This window comes from Pseudoalteromonas sp. 1_2015MBL_MicDiv (assembly GCF_002407505.1).
Classification (GTDB): domain Bacteria; phylum Pseudomonadota; class Gammaproteobacteria; order Enterobacterales; family Alteromonadaceae; genus Pseudoalteromonas; species Pseudoalteromonas fuliginea.
This window is the reverse complement of the sequence record NZ_CP012737.1, coordinates 3,837,443-3,858,015: the sequence shown is the minus strand read 5'-3', so window position 1 is coordinate 3,858,015 and position 20,573 is coordinate 3,837,443. Positions and strand designations below refer to the sequence as shown.

General features: G+C 40.1%; 17 protein-coding genes. 11 read left to right on the top strand and 6 right to left on the bottom strand.

The window, feature by feature from the left end:
• Positions 1-223 precede the first annotated feature (223 nt).
• From AOR04_RS17245 to AOR04_RS17235, 3 genes are all read left to right on the top strand, one after another.
• Positions 224-2,338: a RecQ family ATP-dependent DNA helicase gene (locus AOR04_RS17245; protein WP_096794003.1), complete on the top strand. Its 2,115-nt coding sequence runs from the start codon at positions 224-226 to the stop codon at positions 2,336-2,338.
• On the top strand, positions 2,338-3,579 hold the full coding sequence (locus AOR04_RS17240) for a DNA-processing protein DprA (protein WP_096794002.1): 1,242 nt from the start codon (positions 2,338-2,340) through the stop codon (positions 3,577-3,579). Before AOR04_RS17245 ends, AOR04_RS17240 begins: the two co-directional genes overlap by 1 nt.
• A 170-nt stretch (positions 3,580-3,749) precedes the next feature.
• A complete protein-coding gene (locus AOR04_RS17235) occupies positions 3,750-5,051 on the top strand; it encodes a DEAD/DEAH box helicase (RefSeq protein ID WP_096794001.1) in 1,302 nt (433 codons plus the stop codon).
• Between the two features lie 98 nt (positions 5,052-5,149).
• Here AOR04_RS17235 and AOR04_RS17230 read toward each other — a convergent pair whose 3' ends face one another.
• Both AOR04_RS17230 and AOR04_RS17225 read right to left on the bottom strand, forming a co-directional pair.
• The gene (locus tag AOR04_RS17230; protein WP_096794000.1) at positions 5,150-6,538 is read right to left on the bottom strand and encodes a 5-methyltetrahydrofolate--homocysteine methyltransferase; all 1,389 of its coding nucleotides are present in this window, start codon (positions 6,536-6,538) and stop codon (positions 5,150-5,152) included.
• A 28-nt stretch (positions 6,539-6,566) separates the two neighbouring features.
• Positions 6,567-8,966, bottom strand: a complete 2,400-nt coding sequence (locus tag AOR04_RS17225) for a TonB-dependent receptor (RefSeq protein WP_096793999.1) — start codon at positions 8,964-8,966, stop codon at positions 6,567-6,569.
• Between the two features lie 140 nt (positions 8,967-9,106).
• On the opposite strand from AOR04_RS17225, the gene AOR04_RS17220 reads away from it, so the two are divergent.
• Positions 9,107-9,505 carry a MerC domain-containing protein gene (locus tag AOR04_RS17220; RefSeq protein WP_033030558.1) on the top strand — a complete coding sequence of 133 codons (399 nt, stop codon included), beginning with the start codon at positions 9,107-9,109 and terminating at the stop codon, positions 9,503-9,505.
• Between the two features lie 390 nt (positions 9,506-9,895).
• On the opposite strand, the gene AOR04_RS17215 is transcribed toward AOR04_RS17220, so the two are convergent.
• From AOR04_RS17215 to AOR04_RS17205, 3 genes are all read right to left on the bottom strand, one after another.
• The gene (locus AOR04_RS17215; protein WP_007377376.1) at positions 9,896-10,144 is read right to left on the bottom strand and encodes a DUF3297 family protein; all 249 of its coding nucleotides are present in this window, start codon (positions 10,142-10,144) and stop codon (positions 9,896-9,898) included.
• 232 nt (positions 10,145-10,376) lie between these two features.
• Complete coding sequence (locus AOR04_RS17210) at positions 10,377-10,586, bottom strand: cold-shock protein (RefSeq protein WP_007377377.1); 210 nt, start codon at positions 10,584-10,586, stop codon at positions 10,377-10,379.
• Between the two features lie 185 nt (positions 10,587-10,771).
• A complete protein-coding gene (locus AOR04_RS17205) occupies positions 10,772-10,981 on the bottom strand; it encodes a cold-shock protein (protein WP_006792548.1) in 210 nt (69 codons plus the stop codon).
• 850 nt (positions 10,982-11,831) lie between these two features.
• Here AOR04_RS17205 and AOR04_RS17200 point away from each other — a divergent pair.
• From AOR04_RS17200 to AOR04_RS17170, 7 genes are all read left to right on the top strand, one after another.
• Positions 11,832-13,421: an alkaline phosphatase gene (locus AOR04_RS17200; RefSeq protein WP_033030560.1), complete on the top strand. Its 1,590-nt coding sequence runs from the start codon at positions 11,832-11,834 to the stop codon at positions 13,419-13,421.
• A gap of 11 nt (positions 13,422-13,432) precedes the next feature.
• A complete protein-coding gene (locus tag AOR04_RS17195; RefSeq protein ID WP_096794156.1) occupies positions 13,433-15,223 on the top strand; it encodes an alkaline phosphatase in 1,791 nt (596 codons plus the stop codon).
• A gap of 139 nt (positions 15,224-15,362) precedes the next feature.
• The gene (locus AOR04_RS17190) at positions 15,363-16,076 is read left to right on the top strand and encodes a hypothetical protein (RefSeq protein WP_096793998.1); all 714 of its coding nucleotides are present in this window, start codon (positions 15,363-15,365) and stop codon (positions 16,074-16,076) included.
• A 381-nt stretch (positions 16,077-16,457) separates the two neighbouring features.
• A complete protein-coding gene (locus tag AOR04_RS17185; RefSeq protein ID WP_096793997.1) occupies positions 16,458-16,808 on the top strand; it encodes a hypothetical protein in 351 nt (116 codons plus the stop codon).
• Entirely contained in the window at positions 16,793-17,533 is a 741-nt protein-coding gene (locus tag AOR04_RS17180; RefSeq protein WP_096793996.1) for a hypothetical protein, read from the top strand. The genes AOR04_RS17185 and AOR04_RS17180 overlap by 16 nt, the downstream gene beginning before the upstream one ends.
• A gap of 64 nt (positions 17,534-17,597) precedes the next feature.
• A complete protein-coding gene (locus AOR04_RS17175; protein WP_008136062.1) occupies positions 17,598-18,119 on the top strand; it encodes a YcxB family protein in 522 nt (173 codons plus the stop codon).
• Between the two features lie 2 nt (positions 18,120-18,121).
• Positions 18,122-18,505, top strand: coding sequence for a hypothetical protein (locus AOR04_RS17170; protein WP_096793995.1), 384 nt, complete (start codon positions 18,122-18,124; stop codon positions 18,503-18,505).
• 99 nt (positions 18,506-18,604) lie between these two features.
• Here the strand turns inward: AOR04_RS17170 and AOR04_RS17165 are convergent, their stop codons facing one another.
• Positions 18,605-20,494: a monovalent cation:proton antiporter-2 (CPA2) family protein gene (locus AOR04_RS17165; RefSeq protein ID WP_096793994.1), complete on the bottom strand. Its 1,890-nt coding sequence runs from the start codon at positions 20,492-20,494 to the stop codon at positions 18,605-18,607.
• Between the last annotated feature and the right edge of the window lie 79 nt (positions 20,495-20,573).

The following is a 20,573-nucleotide window of genomic DNA, read 5'->3' as shown; positions in this document are numbered from 1 at the left end:
TGATGACAAGAGAGGATGTTCAGTGTGAGGTTATGCTTTCTTGTTGTTCAGGTTAAGTCAAGTTCACAGAGCTTATTAGATTTGGGTGATCTACCCCGAATAACTTAAATTCCTAGAAAAATTGTAAAATTTACTTAATTTAGTGCTAAATTAGAGATCTACTACCCAAACTAATACACTGTGAGAAATTACCGTGTAAGTCTAACTATCAAAGGATTGAGCAATGGATAGAATACAAGCAGAACAACTTTTAAAAACCGCATTGGCTGATACCACAGTCACGTTTCGTGATGGGCAATGGGAAGCTATTAATGCATTAGTGAATCAAAACCAGAAATTGCTGGTTGTGCAACGTACTGGCTGGGGTAAAAGCTCCGTTTACTTTATCAGTGCCAAAATTTTCCGTGATAGGAATGTGGGGCCAACCATAATAATATCCCCACTTCTGGCGTTAATGCGCAACCAAATTGATTCAGCCAGGCGCTTAGGCATAAATGCAGTAACCATAAATTCATCTAATACTGATGAGTGGAAAGCTGTCACTCAGAGTATTTTGAATGACGAAGTTGATTGCTTGTTAATCTCACCAGAAAAATTAGCTAATGACCGCTTTATCGAAACGGTATTACAGCCGATATCAGATAGAGTGGCGTTAATGGTAATTGATGAGGCTCACTGTATTTCTGATTGGGGGCATGATTTCCGACCCGATTATCGACGTATAGTAAACATCATTGGCAACCTCCCAGCCAATACTCCTGTATTAGGTACTACTGCAACAGCTAATAATAGAGTTGTTGAGGATATTCAAACTCAGTTAGGTGATATACAGATTCAGCGCGGTCCTCTTATTAGAGATAGTTTGGGATTACAAACCAATATATTGCCAGATCAAGCATCACGCTTAGCATGGCTTGCTCAATCAATTCCTCAAATTCAAAAAACAGGTATTGTTTATGCTCTAACTACTCGTGACGCTGATCAAGTAGCTGCTTGGTTAAGACAAAATAACATTAATGCCTTATCTTATCATGGCAAAGTAACACATCCTGATTTCACGTTTGATAATGGTAGTAGAGACAGTAATGGTTACAGACAGTATTTAGAAGAAATGTTGCTTAGAAATGACTTGGATGTGTTAGTTGCAACTACTGCGTTAGGTATGGGATACGATAAACCTGATTTAGGTTTTGTGTTCCATTACCAAGCACCAGGTTCTATCGTTTCTTACTACCAACAAGTTGGCCGTGCAGGTCGTGGTATCGATAACGCTGTTGGTGTGTTGTTGTCAGGTAAAGAAGATCAGGATATTCATGATTTTTTCAGAGGAAATGCGTTCCCTGCTGAGTACCAGGTGAATGAAATATTACGAGTATTAGCAGGCTGTGATGGTTTGTCAGTACCTCGATTAGAAGAGCAAACCAACTTAAGCAATGGACAAATTAATAAAGTATTAAAATTACTTCGAGTAGAAAATCCCGCCCCGGTTATCAAAGTTGGATCTCAATGGCGAAGAACACCTGTTCCATACACTATGGATAGGGAACGTATTGCTCACTTAACACAACAAAGGGAAGATGAATGGCAAGAGATTCAAAGCTATATGGAAGAGCCAAATTGCTTGATGAATTTTCTTAGAGACGCTTTAGATGATGATGGTCTAACTCCTTGTGGTAAATGTGAAAACTGTTTAAACGAAGAGCTTATTTCGTCAGTAGTTGATAGTAGGCTTGTTCATCAAGCCGCTATTTTCTTAAAACATGCCGAAAGGATAATAAAACCTCGTATTCGAGTAGCTAGTAATGCTTTTGCTGAATATGGCTTTAGAGGTGACTTACCAGAAGCTTTGAGAGCCCAGCCAGGCCGAGAGCTTTCTCGTTGGGGTGATGCGGGCTGGGGACAAATGGTTGCCGATAACAAGCATAACAACCACTTTTCAGATGAACTTGTTGAAGCAACGGTTGAGTTAATACAAGAACGCTGGCAACCTGAAGATTTTCCTACATGGGTTTGTTGTGTACCTTCTTTAAATCATACTGAACTTGTACCAAACTTTGCACAGCGATTAGCTGGTAGACTAGGGTTGCCTTTTGTCGATGCCGTTGGAAAAGTTAGAGCGAATGCTCCTCAAAAAGAACAACAAAATCACTTCCATCAATGTAGAAATCTTGATGGTGTTTTTAATATTGAAGAACCCGTACCAGATGGAAGTGTTTTCTTAGTTGATGATATTGTTGACTCAGGATGGACATTAACGGTACTTGCTGCACTTTTACAACAAGCTGGTAGCGGTAAGGTATACCCTGTCGCCTTAGCTTCTACATCGGTAAGTGATTGATGAATTTAACAAACAATGCCCAAGCAATTTTATTGCTTACGTCTTATTTTAGTAAACCAATCAAAGGGGCAGCTAAACCGCTGACCATTACTGAATGGGGGCGCTTTGCTCATTGGCTTTATGATAAAAAGCATAAACCTGCGGATCTTTTAGGAGATGAACAGCACGACATTTTGAGCCGTTGGCAAGATGTAAAAGCCAGCTCAGAAAGAGTTTCTGAGCTTTTAGCAAGGGGGCATAGTTTAGCCTTAGCAGTAGATAAATGGCAAAGATCAGGGTTATGGATATTAACCAGAGCTGATGAAGAATACCCTAAAAGGTTAAAGAAAAAGTTACGCAATGATGCTCCCCCAGTTTTATTCGGCTGTGGTAACAAGGATTTACTGAATAGTGGCGGAATAGCTGTTGTGGGTTCTAGAAATGTTGGTGACGAGGATTTAAGGTTTACAGAAGGCTTAGGCCAAAAAGCGGCAGCAAGCGGTATTGGAATAGTTTCTGGTGGTGCTAGGGGGGTTGATGAAACATCCATGTTGAGTGCAATTGGTGCTGGCGGAAATGTTATTGGAATTATGGCCGACAGTTTATTAAGAGCTGCAACCTCAGCAAAATGGCGCAATGGTTTAATGCAAGGTAATACAGTTTTGATATCCCCTTTTTACCCTGAAGCAGGGTTTAATGCTGGAAATGCAATGTCTAGAAACAAGTATATTTATACGCTTTCTGATGTTGCTGTGGTCGTTCATTCAGGTACGAAAGGTGGCACTTGGAATGGTGCTCGAGAGAACATCAAGAAACAATGGGTGCCTCTGTGGATTAAACCAACCAATGATATTGAAGCGGGGAATAAAATTTTAGTTTCTGAAGGTGCTCAGTGGTGTAGTGGCAATTTAGATGAATTACAGCTAGAAAGTTTATTTAATCAAATTGCTGATGTTAGCCCTCAAGATGATATGTTTTCATTGAATGAATCTATTGCATCAAGTTCGAGTAGTTCAGAAGCTTTGACTCAAGAAGAGCCAATACCTGCTACTCAAACTAACCAGTTTTCAATTGATTTTTACTCTCTTTTTATCCAAAATATGCAGGTTTTCGCAGTTGAACCAGTACATATTACAGATATCACATCGGGCTTAGATCTCCATAAAAGCCAAGTTACTGACTGGTTAAAGAGAGCAATGGCAGAAGGTCATATTATTAAATTATCAAATCCTGTTCGTTTTCAATGGAGTAAAGGGAGTTAATTTCATGATAGCTGGGAGCAGTATGTTTTTTGAAGTCGATAAGATGAAACCATAAAAATAAGTGCTACTTTTTTCATTGGTTTATTATTTAAATCACTAATCTCTACTTAATAAGCGCTAAATACGCTAAAATTACAGGCTAATTTTTTAGCAATAAGCCCGTAATAAATATGACCTCAGCCACAAGCCCTAGCACTTTTTCCGAACTTGGCCTTATTCCAGAGCTATTAGCTCGATTAACCGATTTGGAATATACCCAGCCTACGCCAATTCAAGCTAAGGCTATACCTAGTGTGCTTGCGGGCAGTGACCTAATTGCAGGGGCAAATACCGGTTCAGGTAAAACAGCAACGTTTGCATTACCTATGTTGCAAAAAGCTTTCCTAGAGCAGGGCGCTAAAAATACTGCAAGCAAGGGTAACTTTGTAACTGGGCTTATTTTAGTACCGACGCGTGAGCTTGCTACGCAAGTGGCCGATAGCGTTAAATCGTATTCTGCTAACTTTAATGGTGCAATTAAAACGGTGGCCGTGTTTGGTGGTGTGTCGGTTAATACACAAATGCAGGCACTGCGCGGCGGCGCCGATATTATTGTGGCAACACCTGGTCGCTTACTTGATTTAATCTCAAGCAATGCGATTAAGCTCGATAATGTAACTACGCTTGTGCTTGATGAAGCCGACCGTATGCTAAGCCTTGGCTTTACCGAAGAGCTGGCTGATCTTTTAGCGTTAATGCCTGCTAAAAAACAAACCATGTTGTTTTCAGCAACTTTCCCTGAGCAAGTTAAGCTATTAACGCAAGAGCTTTTAAACGACCCAGTTGAAATACAAGTACAAAACAAAGATGAAAGCACCTTAGTACAGCGTGTTTTTACCGTAAACAAAGGTGAAAAAACCACAGTTTTAGCACATTTAATTAAAACGCATAAATGGCGCCAAGCGCTGATTTTTGTGAACGCTAAAAAAGACTGTGAGCATTTAGCGGCTAAGCTTGAAAAACGCGGTGTTAACGCACAAGTATTTCATGGTGATAAAGGCCAAAGTGAGCGTACTCGTGTAATAGAAAAATTTAAAGCGGGCGAAATCGAAGTACTTATCGCAACCGATATTGCTGCACGTGGTTTAGATATTGAGAAGCTGCCAGTGGTAATAAACTTTAACCTACCACGCAGCCCTTCTGATTATATGCACCGTATTGGCCGAAGCGGCCGTGCTGGTGAAGTTGGTTTAGCGCTTTCATTAGTTGATTATGAAGATTTACATCACTTTAAAATTATCGAGAAGAAAAACAAACTACGCTTAGAGCGTGAAGAGGTTACAGGCTTTGCTGTAAACCAAGCTAACCTTGATGCTGCACAGGCGCTTAAAAGTGAAAAGCCAATGGCAAAACCAGAAGGCACAGGCAAGAAAAAGAAAAAAAATAAAGCCGATGATATAGATGATGTATGGAGTGGCTGGCGCCGTAAGTAACAATAGAGCTAAATAAATAGCTGTAAAAAACCCGTAATTAGTAAATCTAATTACGGGTGTTTTGCTTTGTGGGTTTAACTTAAAGTGCTAGTTTTAAATTAATGGTCGTGATCGTCTTCCTCTTGCGCAATACCCAGCCAAGTAATTGCACTTGGGGCAAAAGTAAGCTCAACCTCACTTTCAATTTCTAGGTCTTCTAAGTGCACTTGTACAACGTGTTGAGCAATAGGGTCGGCTACGTAAGCAAACTGACCATTTTGCGCCACTGTCATAGTAAACTTCATGCCTTCAGGCATTGTGGTTACGTCTGCTTGAGTAATATCTACTTGGCCTGCGAGTTCCCAGTGCATTTCGCCGTCATGGTCATGTCCTGTAAGTACATTTAAAAAGCCTAGACTGTCGAGTACTAAAAAGTGTTCACCACTGGCTGAAAAAGAATAAGATACAGCACTTGCGCCATCAGCAAGTTGCCATTCTACTTCTTCCATTTCGGCATTTTCAGGATGAATGCTAAGTAATACTGAATCACTGCCATCGTGTCCTGCGGCTATGCCAAAAATTGTGTCGTTGTTTTTGTGGCCGTACAAAGTACCAATACGTTGAGCGCCTACGGCGTTTATATTTACAACTTTTTTAGCGTTGTATACATCACCTTGCTGGTGAGCAATCAATACACCATCGCCACAACCAAATACAACATAATCGTGATTTTGTGCTGCGCCGTGTAAATCGGGGCAGGTTACTTCTAACGTTTGCTCTAGTTCGTAATTACCATCGTGAAGATGATATACACCCACTTGATCGGGAAGTACTTTGGCATTAGATGTGCTACTTGCATCGTCTCGACGAATGGTTGAGAGTAAATGTTCACCGCGAGGCTCAGCTACACCATGCATGTTAATATCGTAGTTAATGCCAGTAAGTGTGGCTGTTGCATTGGTAATATCGTTATCGGTTAATACTTCAACCGAAGCAGAAGCGCCTGAATCTGCATCGCCATCGTAAAATATTGCTAATTGTCCGTCGTGAGTTATTAAGTGTGTAGGGCGGCTGCCGCTTGTAAGCTCGTAATTACTAAACACCGGGCTTTGCTCGTAATCATGTAAATGAGCGCCGTGATCTTCGCGCCACATACCGCCGTCTATAAACCCTAGGTAATCTTGAGTACGATTAGCAATAACAGCATAACGAAAGTCAGGTGATGCAGATAACGTGTTTGAGTCATCGTTTAATACAAACGTATCAAGTAGTGCGTTATCGTCTAAATCAAAAAAGCTCGCTTCGTTGCTGTCACCTGCCAGAACAGCAAGCCTGCCAAATGAGCTTATGGTATAGCCGTCGTCATGCTCGTCATCACTTTCATGCTCGTCATCTACCACAGCAATAGGATCTTTTTCTACAATGTTGGTTTCTGCATCGCCACAGGCGGTAATTAATGTGCTGCTTACTGCAAGTGCTATCAATTTTAGTTTGAATAATTTGGTCATATTAGTTTCCCTTTATTTAAAATTCTTTTTAGAAGTAACCGCGAATACCAAGTGCGAAACTTCGTCCTGGGCGTGGCGCTATCTCTTTTAAAAATGAGCTATGCACGCGTGCTTCTGTATCTGTTAGGTTTGTACCTTTTAAATACAGAGATAGGTCTTGATTAAGTATCGATAGGTCGTAACTCACACTGGCGTCAATTAGGGTGTAACCGTCTGTTGCGGTTTCTTCAGGAGCCGTGCGATCTTGATCTTGGTAGCGAGTTACATGAATATGCGCACTTAATTTTTCGCTGTTGTAGCTTAGCTCGCTGCCAAAACGTAGTGGAGGTGTACGCGGCAGGTCGCCGCCGTCTTTTAAACGTGCACGTACATAATCTGAAAATAAATCTAACTTAAATTCATCTGTTAATTGCCACGCAATTTGCGCTTCAAACCCGTGTAAAATTACATCATCTGTTTTAAATAAATAAACGGGTAGCTCTTCTGAGTGCTCGTCCTCGTCGCCATGATTGTGCTCATCTTCATCATGGTTGTGGCCACTGTCGGCGTATAAGCCGGTATTTATTTGGTAGTAATAGTTGTCTACTTGGTTATAAAAAGCGTTAAATATAAAGCCAATATCACCTTGGATTTTACGAAAGGTTAAATCAATATTATTGGCAGTTTCTAGGTCTGTTGTTTGCTCAGACAAACCTAAATGGCCATCTTCATCTAAATCAAATAAGGCGCCAACTTCATAAGTTGCGGTGCCAATATGTGGCCCAAACGACAATAATTCAGACGCAGAAGGTGCGCGCTCTGAGCGCGATACCGAAAGCCCTAAGTTATAGTTAGGTGTAAAGTCCCATACTACACCGGCCGACAAACTGACTGGCGTAAATTCATGCTCTGCATCAAATACGCGAGTAAAATTGGTTTCTTCTTCGTGATTATGATCGTCATGTTCATCACTTTCATTATGTGCATGAGCATCAATACTTGGCAGTAATACATTGCTTGCGTTAAGTTCTACGCGCTCTATTCGGCCACCTAATTGCACTAAAAAGTCGCCAAAGTGCCTTTCTTCCATTAACGCTACAGCAAAGCTTTCGGTCTCTGATGGCGGTGTAAAAGCTTCTTCACCTTGCGCCTCTACATCACTATTTTTATAGTGAAAACTAAAGCCGCCATTCCACTCGCTAAATTGGTTATGTAGTAGGTCTATGCGTAATTCGTTTGTTTCGTTTTTAAAGGTAGTGCCAACAGCGCCACCCTCAATTTCAGCGTGTTCGTAGTCGGTATGGCCAGCGCGCAGATTTACCTTGTTTAGCCACTTATTATTTAGATTGAATTCACCTAGTAATTGCACTTTGGTTTGCTCTAAATCGGCAAATACGCTTTCCTCGTCACTATGCTCACTTTCATCACCATGAGAATGACCAGGAATACCGTATTGGCGATTAAATTGCTCTACTGCTAAGCCAATAAATCCGTTATCCATTAAATAGCTAGCGCCAACAGTAAAACCGTCAGACTCTTCATTACTGTTTTCAACAGTGTAATCACCACTATGGCTTTCACCATCGCTATCTATATCGGCAGCTACAGGCACCTCGTAGTCGTTGGCCTCACACCAAAATGCATCGGCATAAAATGCAAAAGAGTCTGTACCTGTGGTGGCATTAAACGAGGCTACTTTTTGATTATCTACTGAGTTGTGCTCTACGTTCCATTCGCCGCGTGTTGTGCTGTCGGTTGGTACGCGATTATCAACTATATTTACAACGCCCCCAATAGCGCCACTTCCGTAAAATAAGGTCGCAGGACCGCGTAATACTTCAATTTGTTGTGCGGTAGAAGCCTCTGATGCTACCGAGTGATCGGGGCCAACGCGCGACACATCACTTACATCAAGGCCATTTTGAGTTATAAGTACACGGGGGCCACTTAGTCCACGAATGATTGGTGTACTCGCCACCTTGCCATGAAAATTGGTATTTACACCGGGGAGTTTTTCAAGGGTGTCACCTAGTGTAGCGGCTTGATCGCGCCTTAATTGTTCGCCTGATAAAACGCTGACTGGTGAGGCTGACTCCATAGCCGACATATGAATTGGTGTTGCCTCAATGTCTATTACTTCAATAGGTGAGCGCTGAAGCGTAAACGATACAGAGCGTGTTTCATCTGTGTCTATAGTAATATCACGATGTAAATGCGCATAACCTGGCGCAACGATGTGAAGCTCTTTGAGTCCATTGTTTAGTTTGGCTATTACAAAGTGACCGTTTTTATCGGTGGTGACTTTTATGTCTGAGCCTTCAAGTTCTATTACAGCATTACTTATAGCGCTGCCTTGTGTATTTACCACTGTGCCTTGAATGGTTTTTGCAAGCACACTCGCGGGAAATAAAGCGGCTATTAAAAGAGCTAACTGTGATTTTTTTTTCATTCTACCTTACTCTTGGTATGTTATATTGTATCAATTGTGCTTCAAATGTTATAATGTATCAAGTGTAATTAACGATTGTTATTTAAATGCTCATGCAAAAGTAAATATTTATTTGTAGACATTGATTAGTAGAGGAAAAAATGAAATCGAGTCAAAGTGTAATGGATCGTCTAGCAATAGGGCTTTCGTTAATGTGTACAGTGCATTGTTTTGCAACGCCAATTATTTTAGTACTTCTACCTAGTTTGGCAGCACTACAACTAGATAACGAACAGTTTCATATATGGATATTAATGGCTGTGCTACCCACAAGTTTACTTGCGTTAAGCTTAGGCTGTAAAAAACATAAACAGTTTAGTTATATGGCTTTTGGGATTGTGGGGTTGTGCTTAATGTTACTTGCTATTTTTATAGGGCATGAAGGTGCAGAAAAGGCGCTAACTTTAACTGGCTCAGCTTTTATAGCTGTAGCACATTGGTTTAACTACCGCCAGTGTCTTAAAAAAGAAGATGAGGATTGTCCGTGCTCAGGTAATTAATCTTATCAAATAGTTTAATGCCTATATTATGGTGGTATAGCTCTCATCGACTAAATGAATATTGATTTATATTAAAGACTCAGCTTTAAAAGGCGAGTTTTATACCAATTAGCAATAATACTTGATTAATTTGAGGGCTTAAACCTGATGCTAACTGTGTTAAAAGTTTCTGATATACGACTGCATGGATGCAGGAGATAGAGCAATGCAGGAGCAATTAGTGATAACAACTAAATAACGAAATTTTTGCTTTGTAATCGACACGATTTTCTTAACTAAAAATAGCTCACTTAATTAAGCAGATTGGTATTAAATTTAAAAACACTATAAAAACACACAAAAAAAGCGACTACCTAATAAGGTGTCGCTTTTTTAGTAAGCATTATTAGCTTACTTGTAAAAGGCTTCAACAGTGCCTTTTCTTGTAAGTAAAAGTGGTTGCCCGCGACGATCAAGCCCTTTTGGAGATGCAAATTTTATCCAACCTTCGCTGATGCAGTATTCTTCAACATCAAAACGCTCTTTGCCGTTGAACGTGATACCAATATCGTGTTCAAAAACGTCTTCCACATGATGTGGGCTGCGTGGATTAATAGAAAGGCGATCTGGTAAAGCAGGTTTTGCGGTAGTGTCGTTCATGGTCATATTCTATATTGAATGAAGTATGCGCTATTGTAGGCAATACAAAGCTTTCGCTCAAGAGAGATAGTCGTAAATGTGTTTAAAAATGTACTAATTAATGAGTTGTGTATACAAATGAGATTGAGCTTGGAAAATATTTACAGAGGAGGATTTTGAAGATATTTGACTAAAAAATGATAAAGGTAAAAATATTAATGGGTTATCTCTAACCCACTAAATTGTTTAGCAATTAGATGCAAACAATGTTTTCGGCTTGTGGGCCTTTTTGACCTTGTGTAACAGTAAACTGTACACGTTGGCCTTCAGCTAAAGTTTTAAAACCGTCGCCAGAGATTGCGCTAAAATGTGCAAAAACGTCTGCGCCAGATTCTTGCTCGATAAAACCAAAACCTTTTGCTTCGTTAAACCATTTTACTGAACCAGTAGTTGTATTAGACATAATATGTATCCTAAAAAATTAATATAAGTGTGCCTGAAAAGAGGCGATTGAGCCGGAAAAAATAGTTAACTTGAGGATATCGTGTAGGATTATTACTAAAACAACTCGGTACTAACAAATAAAACAGAACTTCTTTCAAACTAGTATTCAAAATGGGTTATTGCTAACCCATTTAACGAAAGCAATTAGATGCTAACGATGTTTTCAGCTTGTGGGCCTTTTTGACCTTGAGTAACAGTAAACTGTACACGTTGGCCTTCAGCTAAAGTTTTGAAACCGTCGCCAGAGATTGCGCTGAAATGAGCGAAAACGTCAGGACCAGATTCTTGCTCGATGAAACCAAAACCTTTTGCTTCATTGAAAAATTTAACTGTACCAGTTGTAGTATTAGACATAATAGTATCCTAAGAATTAATAAAAGTGCGCCTTAAATTAAGGCAATTTAACAGGAAGAAAACATACATTTAACTGAGGATAACGCGAAGGATTATTACTAATATCAACGTGGTACTTACAAATAAATAGGGTTTTCTATCAACCCGATGCGAAGCAGGATAACAGTAAGTTAAGCCGTATACCAAGCTTTATTGTGATTTTATTTTAGAAGTACTAATTTTTTATCTGTTAATTATTAGCCAGTTTACTAACGCCTATGCAGATTTGTTTTTTAAAATTAAATTAAAGCTTTTTAAATCAGTTTGTTATGTTCTATGTGGTGTTCTTTGAAGTGAATTAAATAGAAACCTCAAGTGCTTAAAACGTCTATCACTTATCTGTTTAATTTTTATATGGATCTTAGATTATTTAATTGACTGGCTCTAAATTGCAAATTTAGGTGCTAATAATGTAATCCAAAGTGTTTCAGTAATTATTTTAATAATCGATTCTATGCCCACTTTGATGAGTTTTACCTCTTTTTATATTTATGGAGGCAAGCGTAATTAAAAAATAACAAAAGGTTATTGGCGTTTTTAATCACTATATAAAAGGTGAAAAGTAACTACTTGTTATACGGGCGATACTCAGTTCTATCAACATAGGCGAGTGTAACTCAGTCGCTTTAAGCCAGAGTTATAGCATTTAACATGCTGCGTTTTTTATGTCTTTTTTTTGTAAAATATTAGTCACTTTTTGTTCACCAAAATTACCTTTTTTAGTCATATCTTTTTTCTATAGTGCAGCGGTTACTCATTTGAGATTTTTAACTTCAAGCAAAAAATAACCACTAAACAATGGGAATTATGAATGAAAATTAAAAAAGTCGCTGCGGCAATCGCTCTAACGTTTGCGTTTAGCGCAGTGAGCCATGCAGATGTACTACCGCAAAGCCAAAAAGACAGCAGCTGGTATAGTGCTGCGCAAACTAAACTAACAACAAAAACAGCACAAGCGCAGGCTACACAAGCCACTAAAGCTAAAAATGTCATTTTATTTGTGGGCGATGGCATGGGTATTTCTACTCTTACCGCAGCGCGCATTTTGCAAGGGCAGCGTAATAACCAATCTGGCGAAGAAGGTTATTTAAGCTTTGAAGAGTTCCCATACTCTGCACAAGTTAAAACGTATAACGTAGATGCCCAAACTCCCGACTCAGCAGGCACGATGACGGCAATGATTTCGGGTGTTAAAACCGATGTTGGCGTAATTGGTGTAGATGAAGATATTGAACGCGGCGTGTGTTCAACAGTGGCAGGTAATGAATTACTTACAGCTACAGAGCTTGCTGAAATTAAAGGCCTTGCAACAGGCGTTATTTCTACAGCACGTATTACTCATGCAACCCCTGCTGCAACGTATGCTAAATCGGCTGACCGTAACTGGGAAGACGTATCCGATATGCCAGAAGATGCCGTAACGGGTGGCTGTGAAGACATTGCATCGCAACTGGTTAACTTCGAAAAAAACCTAGAAGCACGATTTGTAGGGACCGACGTAGACGGCCTTGATTTTGTAATGGGTGGCGGTCGTCGTCACTTTTTACCAAAAGACGAAACAGCTAACTCAACAGATGCAGTAAGTGCTATAGAAGGCGACCGTACTGACGAGCGCAACCTAGTGACTGAGTGGCAAACACAATACCCAGATGCTACGTACGTGATGGATCAAACAGGCTTTGATGCAATAGCGGATGACGCCACTAAAGTATTTGGTTTATTTAACGAATCCCACATGCAATACGAAGCTGACCGCGCAAACGATGTAGCGGGCGAGCCTTCACTTACCGATATGACCACTAAAGCAATTGAAGTGCTTGGTAAAAACGATAATGGATTTTTCTTAACGGTTGAGTCGGGTCGAATTGACCACGCGCACCATGCGGGTAATGCGTACAACGCGCTTAACGACACCATTGAGTTTGCTAAAGCCGTGCAAGCTGCGGTAGATAACACCAACCCAGAAGAAACCCTTATTTTAGTAACCGCCGATCACAGCCATGTATTTACTATTGCAGGCTACCCTAAGCGTGGTAATCCAATTTTAGGTCAAGTAGTTGCAGTAGGTGCAACAACACCAAGCCTAGCCGCCGACGATATGCCGTACACCACAGTCGGTTACGCAAATGGCTTAGGTTTTAGAAATTTAGGCGACGAGACAAATGCTGATGCAAGTTACACAAGTGCTGCTGTTGCAGGGCGTGTTGAGCTAAATGGCGTTGATACAACAACCCCAGGTTTTCACCAAGAAGCAACCGTACCAATGGGCTCAGAAACACACGCAGGTGAAGACATATCTTTACATGCTAAAGGTCCTGGTGCTCAGCTAGCGCAAGGTGTAATTGAACAAAACGTTGTATTTCATCTAATTAATCAAGCTCTTGAATTAACTCAGCAATAATGGCGGCTAACATGAACAAATTAACGGTACTTTCTTTGGCAGTAATGGTCGCGCTAGCTGGTTGCTCGAGTGACGATAACAAAAATGAAAATAATATTATCGCAGTAGATAATACTATTGCAGTGGGCTCTGAGCAGTGCATTAATGGCGGTGTAGAGACGCAAGTAGGCGCAGATACCAATAATAACGACGTGCTAGATAGCAACGAAGTTAACTCAACTAATTTAGTGTGTAATGTACCCGCAACGTCGCTAACAAGCGAGCAGTTAGCCTCGCTCACTAGTAATACTTGGTTTAGTGAAGCACAAACAAAATTAGGTGCTGCACAAACAGCCAGTAGCAACATTGTTACTGAATCAGGCAAAGCTAAAAACGTAATTTTATTTGTGGGCGATGGTATGGGTATTTCTACCATAACCGCAGCACGTATTTTAGCGGGTCAGTTAGAGGGCGAAATGGGTGAAGATCACCAGTTAAGCTTTGAAACTATGCCTTTTTCAGGCTTTGTAAAAACATACAACGTAGATGCGCAAACGCCAGATTCGGCAGGCACTATGACCGCAATGGCATCGGGTGTTAAAACCGACGCAGGCGTTATTGGTATAGATGAAGCGGTTGAACGTGGTAATTGTGCATCAGGCAAAGGGCACGAACTTGTTACCTCGTTAGAGCTTGCTGAAATTGCAGGCAAAGCAACAGGGATTATTTCTACAGCGCGTATTACTCACGCAACACCAGCTGCAACGTATGCTAAATCGGCAGAGCGTAACTGGGAAGATATCTCCGATATGCCAGAAAGTGCCGCGACGTGTGAAGACATTGCATCGCAACTAGTTAACTTTGAAGCCAACTTAGAAGCACGCTTTAGTGGTGTTGATGTAGACGGTATTGACGTAGTAATGGGCGGCGGTCGTCGTCACTTTTTACCAAAAGATGCCGCGTTTAATTCAACCGATGCAGTAAGTGCTGTTGAAGGGGATCGAACCGATAACCGCGACTTAACCGCAGAGTGGAAAACGCAATATCCAAATGGTACTTACGTAATGGATCAAACCGGTTTTGATGCAATAAGTGACGACGCCACTAAAGTGTTTGGCTTATTTAATGAGTCCCACATGCAGTACGAGGCTGACCGTGCAAACGATGTAGCAGGTGAGCCTTCGCTTTCACAAATGACCGAAAAAGCAATAAACGTACTTGATAACAACGAGCAAGGTTTTTTCTTAACGGTTGAGTCGGGTCGAATTGACCACGCGCATCATGCGGGTAACGCTTATAACGCGTTAAACGACACTATTGAGCTTGCTAAAGCCGTTAAAGTGGCGATGGAAAACACCAACCCAGAAGAAACATTAATAGTTGTAACTGCCGATCACAGCCATGTATTTACCATTGCCGGTTACCCTAAACGCGGTAACCCAATTTTAGGTAAAGTGGTTGCAGTCGGCGCTACTGAGCCAAGCTTAGCTGCCGACGATATGCCTTATACAACGGTTGGTTACACAAATGGTGGTGGCTTTAGAAACCTAGGTAGCGAGACCAATGCCGATGCAGGTTACGCGTTTGCACCGGTTACAGGGCGTGTTGATTTAACTGATGTTGATACAACCACACCGGGCTTTCATCAAGAAGCACTGGTACCAATGGGCTCAGAAACACATGCCGGTGAAGACGTAGGCGTTTATGCAATGGGACCTGGTGCACACTTGGTAACAGGCACAAACGAGCAAAGCTTTTTATTCCATGTAATGGACTTTGCCGCTGACTTTGTAAAAACCGCAGACGAAAAACTAGCGCAATAAATACCGGCTAGTTATAAATTTAGTTAAATATATCTAAATAAAAAACCCCGCCTACTTTGCGGGGTTTTTGTCATTAAGCTGACATTTTTAATCGTTATGTTATTGCCATAAACTTGAAATATAAATAAGAGATAGCTAAATGAAAAAAGCGTTATTAATAATTGCCACGCTTGTAAGTACAAGTAGCTTTGCCTCGCAATGTGATATTGATGCTAAGCATTTAAAAGCCGATTATAAAATTACCAACAGCCATAAAGCGCAGCAAAGTAGCGAGTCACTTACCCTTTGGCGAAACAACCAGCAAGTAGCGCATCAAAGTGAAGTAATAACCGAGCTTTGGCAGCACTTAGCCAATAATCAAATACGACCAATACGTTACTTTAATGCCCAGCAACGCGGCATTGAATACCAACCATCTGAAGTACGCGGCGTGCAAAATTGGAGTGCTAAAAGTCAGCTGGTGGATAACCACCTAATAAAAAAAATGACCTTAGTAAGCACACAAGGCAAAGGCTGCGATGAAGTAAAGAACTATACATTGAGCGAAAATGGCAACGACTTTAACCTCGCCTTTTTTACGCATTCAAAATTAGTTAAAACATTTAGTATTAGTAATAAAAAAAGCCAAACAACTACCTTGCTTAGCCTTAATAATGTAAGCACTGATGAGCCATTAATTACCGCTCAATTTGCACAATGGGATCGCTTTCAAACCACAGATTACGCCGACATTGGCGATAACGAAAATGACCCGTTTTTAGTAAAAATGATAAACCTTGGTTTTATAGAACACAGCGCAACAGGTTTTTATAACCAGCAGGGCGAGGCTATTCAAGGCGGACATCACCACTAGGTTTTAGTTGAGTTTTAATGTGGCGTAAAACGAGCTTGCTGTTTTGGGGGTAAATGTATACTTCAATCAGCAAGCCGTGGTGAGCTACCAATCGCCCTCTAAAATAAAGTGAATTTAAAATACTTCCGCCTAAACAATACCTCGAATAACCGTCCCTTCTTATAAATGAGCATAACTTTTTACTAATTATTTATAGTTGGCAATAACTTACGCTATTTGATACTAATAGAAGTCCACGCAATAGGGATGTTTGCAACAGTGCCTATTAACAAAGCTGTTATATGGGGAATTAAATGCGAGTACTTTTAGTTATATGCTTTGTATGGACTCACTTGTTATTTTCCTGCGGCAATGTTTAAACAAAGTTAGAAGTTGCTTCATATGACAAAGTATATATTTAGTCTTTTATTTGTTTTATTACTATCTGGGTGTGATTTTGAAGTAACTGGGGCCGATGAGAAATTTGGTACACAAAACTTTGTATCTGCTATTTCTCTAATTGAACTACATAAAACCCGCAATGGGGTATACCCAAACACTTTAGCTGAACTGGATTTTTTAGGTGATTGGGATGGTATTTGGTTGTCCGCTGTTACATATGAAAAAAATGATGACGGCTACAATTTATATCTTGAAAGAGGCTGGGCTGGTAAGCCCACATTAGAGTTTCCTGTAAGCTTCAAGCAAGGTCTAGGTATTAAACAAACCAATATAAAATGGGTAAAAAATTAATTACCAAAGGTGAAACAGTTGTTTATAAGGAGTTTGCGTTGAGAACACGTATTATGAATTTTATTGAGAAATCTAATCAGGTATTACTATTTATTGCTGCGATAGTTGTAATTTTTGCTATTGGTAAGAGCCTTATTAGTGATCTTTTTAAAAGTGGCTATTCTGCGCCTAAGGTTCAGTTGATTGAACATAGCGTAGCCCTTGATGAAGAACCAAAGTTACAAAAAAATTATATTGGTCAAATCAAAGATGTTCACATTTTAGAAATCACGTCTGACAAAATAATAAATCAAAAACCTTACAGCGCTAATGCTGAGATTATTATTTCATCAGCACTGAGTTTGAGTCGTAATGCAGTAAATTTAATGTTTACTAAAGCTGGCGAGAAAAACAAAGTGTTATTCAAAAATAACGTATTAATTGTAGGCTTTTCTCCGGTTCAATTAAAAGAAACCAGTTACCAAAGCGTTCTAAGTAAAAACATCTTCTCAGTTGTACAAAAAGATACAAATAAAAATGGCTTTTTAAATAGTGATGACCAAAAAGAGTTATTAGTTTCTGAATACGACGGCTCTGGCTTGAAATCTATTATGGATAATATTGAAGGCTATCAGCTAATTAGTAATAATATGGTATTAATTTATACCAAGCCGGAGAGTGAAGCACTTTATTATATTTTTGATGTACTATCAGGTGAGTTGGTTAAGCTTGATACACGCTTGTAGTTAGCTATTTACTTAAACACAAAACTTAATTGTGCGCTAAAAAGCGTTCTATATGGACATTACTATGCTCAAATCTATTACTGTTACTAAAAAGAATTATACCGACTATGCTGATTTTATAATAAAAAAGTTGTGTGCGCCTAAAGATAATAAAGGTTTAGGGTTTATAAAAAACATGATTGTATGGTTTGTGCTAGCCGTTGTTCTTATGACTTTTTTTCAGGTTGAGTCTATTCGCCTTTCTGACTTTCATTGGCCAAGTGGGTTAATTGTAGCAGTGCCATTTTTAATATTAATTATTGTATTTTTATACAATAATTATAAGTTAAAAGAGCAATCAATCCCCAATGAAAATGGCGTAATGATTGGCAATAAAACAATTGAATTTCAAGCTGATGGCATTTGCGAGACTAATCATCTTGGAAGTTACTTTTATAAATGGCAAGCCGTTGAAGCAATGGAAGAAAATAAAGGTGATTTATATATATTTGTAGACAAGTTATTGGCTTTAATAATCCCAGCTAGCACATTTACAAACGAAGCCGAAAAAGAAGAACTAAAAGCATTTATTAAAGCTCATATTTAGTCATGCGTCATTTTATAAATATTTACACCGTCTTAGTGTTTATTTTAATGCTTATACCTATTTCATCAATGGGAAGTGAAAAACCAGCTAACACTACCGATGAAAAATGGGGTAAGTATCTAGAGCATAGAGCTGCTTGGAATAAAATGCTTAAAGAGCGTTATGAAAATAAGTTAAAGCATACTCCGCCAAAACCGCCTTGGATTAAATTTCCAAATTATCATCCGAGCGATATATTTTGGAGAATGGGTGACGGCGAAAGCTACATAAGTGACTATTTTTCTATCTATTTTCAGTACGCTTCTAAGGCTGAAATAAATGCTTATAAGGTTAAATATCCTGAAAACTTAGATTGGCGTGGAACATATAAGCGCTTTGAACACTAACTAAAAAGTACAGCTATGCTTTCAGACAACTTATTTGATTGTGGCACTTATTCACAGTGCTATTAACTCACGCTAATAGCACATATCAGTTTTTAGACGCTACTCCAAATGAGCATCATCAGGCTTTTTAGGTTTACTCGCTACTTCTGTTAAGCCGTCTTCGCAGTCGCCGCTATCGCAGGTATTTAAATCGCTTTGTGCTTGTTTATCTTGTTGCAGCACTTGCTTTAAATCTTCCATGCGTTGGCGCACGGCTACGCCGTAGCTGGCGTCGTCGCCCCACAGCTCGGCAAGTTGCACAACTGCAGCGCGATCGTGGTCTCTAAATAGTTTTCCGGCGCGCTCGGCATCTTGCTTAGTGTTACCTAGTAACTCCAGAGCTTCTACGGCAAGGTTAATAGCTGAGTCGACTGTTTCGCGGTTAAACGCATCTACTTTTAAATTAAGTAACTGATACGCATGGCGGCGGTCGATTGCGCGAGCAACTATTTTAAGTTGCGGGTAGTTTTTATGCGCGAGCTTAATTATCTCAATGGTTTTATCGGGGTTATCAATTGCAATTACCAGCATTTGCGCGGTGTGCGCGCCTGCGGCTTCAAGGAGTTCTTGGCGTGCGGCATCACCATAAAATACGGTATTGCCAAAACGACGTAGTAATTCTATTTGGCTAGGGCTGTGATCAAGTACAGTAATTTCGTAGCCTTGCGCGTGCAGTAAACGCCCCATAATTTGCCCAAAACGTCCGTAGCCCGCAATAATTACGTGCTTAGCGGTGCTAATTTGCTCTGGCTTATCAAACTCAGGCAAAGCACAGCTGCTGCGTTTTTGTATTTGCTCATAAACCATAAGTAATAACGGCGCTATTAGCATTGATACCGCCACAACTAAGGTAACAAGGCTGGTTTGCTCGGGCGTTAAAATACTTAAGGTAGTTGTTACGCTTAACAGTACAAAGGCAAATTCACCGCCTTGGGCAAGCGCTAGGGCAAATAATAACTGCTGTTTGCTGTTAATTTTAAAGGTAACGGCAAGGGCAAATAAAATGCAGGCTTTAACTACTATGAGTAAAACTACTAAGGCAATAACGGTACTAAACTCGTTAAATAGCAGTTCAAAGTTAATTGATGCGCCAACAGTTATAAAAAACAATCCTAAAAGTAAGCCTTTAAAGGGTTCTATATCGGCTTCTAATTCGTGTCTAAATTCACTCTCGGCAAGTACAACGCCCGCTAAAAAAGTCCCCAGCGCAGGCGATAAACCAATACTTTGCATAACCAGTGCAATAGCGACCACTAAAAACAGTGCAAAAATAGTAAATATTTCACGCATGTGTGTTTGGGCAATGTATCTAAATAACGGCGCCGATACATATTTACCGCCGGCAATAATAGCGGCAATAACCGCAACCGATACACATACTTGTTGCCATACCGGCCAACTTGCAATAATCGAATCGCTAATATCTTTTGTGCTAGTTTGCGGGGCAAATGCAAGCAGTGGCAATAGGGCTAAAATAGGAATAATTGCGATGTCTTGAAACAGCAATACCGAAAAAGCGTTTTGTCCGGCTTCTTGCTTTAGCCAGCCTTTTTCTTCAAGGCTTTGCAGCACAATAGCGGTAGAGGAGAGCGCGAGCATTAAACCAATGGCGAGTGCGGTTTGCCAATGCATGGCAAAAAACCAATAACAAAATGCAAAAATAGCCGCTGCCGATAGCACAACCTGTAAGCCGCCAAGCCCTAAAATAGAGTGGCGTAATGTCCATAAACGCGAAGGTTGTAGTTCAAGGCCCACTAAAAACAGCATCATTACTACGCCAAATTCTGCGAAGTGCATTACATCGGTTTGATCGCCCACAACACCCAGCGCATAAGGGCCAATGAGTATTCCGGCAATTAAATAACCTAATACTGAGCCCAGTCCGACTCGTTTAGCAATAGGCACAGCTACAATTGCTGCTGCTAAGTAAATTAAAGCAATTTCTAACACGCGTTTATCCTAATAACATCAAGGCTTTTAGAATGGCTTAGCTGCTTATAAAATACAATGGATTATATGGCTCAAAGTT

Bases quoted from the DNA above. Each gene is read 5' to 3' on its own strand.
- AOR04_RS17245 (WP_096794003.1), top strand. From the start codon at position 224: ATGGATAGAATACAAGCAGAACAACTTTTAAAAACCGCATTGGCTGAT.
- AOR04_RS17240 (WP_096794002.1), top strand. From the start codon at position 2,338: ATGAATTTAACAAACAATGCCCAAGCAATTTTATTGCTTACGTCTTAT.
- AOR04_RS17235 (WP_096794001.1), top strand. From the start codon at position 3,750: ATGACCTCAGCCACAAGCCCTAGCACTTTTTCCGAACTTGGCCTTATT.
- AOR04_RS17230 (WP_096794000.1), bottom strand. From the start codon at position 6,538: ATGACCAAATTATTCAAACTAAAATTGATAGCACTTGCAGTAAGCAGC.
- AOR04_RS17225 (WP_096793999.1), bottom strand. From the start codon at position 8,966: ATGAAAAAAAAATCACAGTTAGCTCTTTTAATAGCCGCTTTATTTCCC.
- AOR04_RS17220 (WP_033030558.1), top strand. From the start codon at position 9,107: ATGAAATCGAGTCAAAGTGTAATGGATCGTCTAGCAATAGGGCTTTCG.
- AOR04_RS17215 (WP_007377376.1), bottom strand. From the start codon at position 10,144: ATGAACGACACTACCGCAAAACCTGCTTTACCAGATCGCCTTTCTATT.
- AOR04_RS17210 (WP_007377377.1), bottom strand. From the start codon at position 10,586: ATGTCTAATACAACTACTGGTTCAGTAAAATGGTTTAACGAAGCAAAA.
- AOR04_RS17205 (WP_006792548.1), bottom strand. From the start codon at position 10,981: ATGTCTAATACTACAACTGGTACAGTTAAATTTTTCAATGAAGCAAAA.
- AOR04_RS17200 (WP_033030560.1), top strand. From the start codon at position 11,832: ATGAAAATTAAAAAAGTCGCTGCGGCAATCGCTCTAACGTTTGCGTTT.
- AOR04_RS17195 (WP_096794156.1), top strand. From the start codon at position 13,433: ATGAACAAATTAACGGTACTTTCTTTGGCAGTAATGGTCGCGCTAGCT.
- AOR04_RS17190 (WP_096793998.1), top strand. From the start codon at position 15,363: ATGAAAAAAGCGTTATTAATAATTGCCACGCTTGTAAGTACAAGTAGC.
- AOR04_RS17185 (WP_096793997.1), top strand. From the start codon at position 16,458: ATGACAAAGTATATATTTAGTCTTTTATTTGTTTTATTACTATCTGGG.
- AOR04_RS17180 (WP_096793996.1), top strand. From the start codon at position 16,793: ATGGGTAAAAAATTAATTACCAAAGGTGAAACAGTTGTTTATAAGGAG.
- AOR04_RS17175 (WP_008136062.1), top strand. From the start codon at position 17,598: ATGCTCAAATCTATTACTGTTACTAAAAAGAATTATACCGACTATGCT.
- AOR04_RS17170 (WP_096793995.1), top strand. From the start codon at position 18,122: ATGCGTCATTTTATAAATATTTACACCGTCTTAGTGTTTATTTTAATG.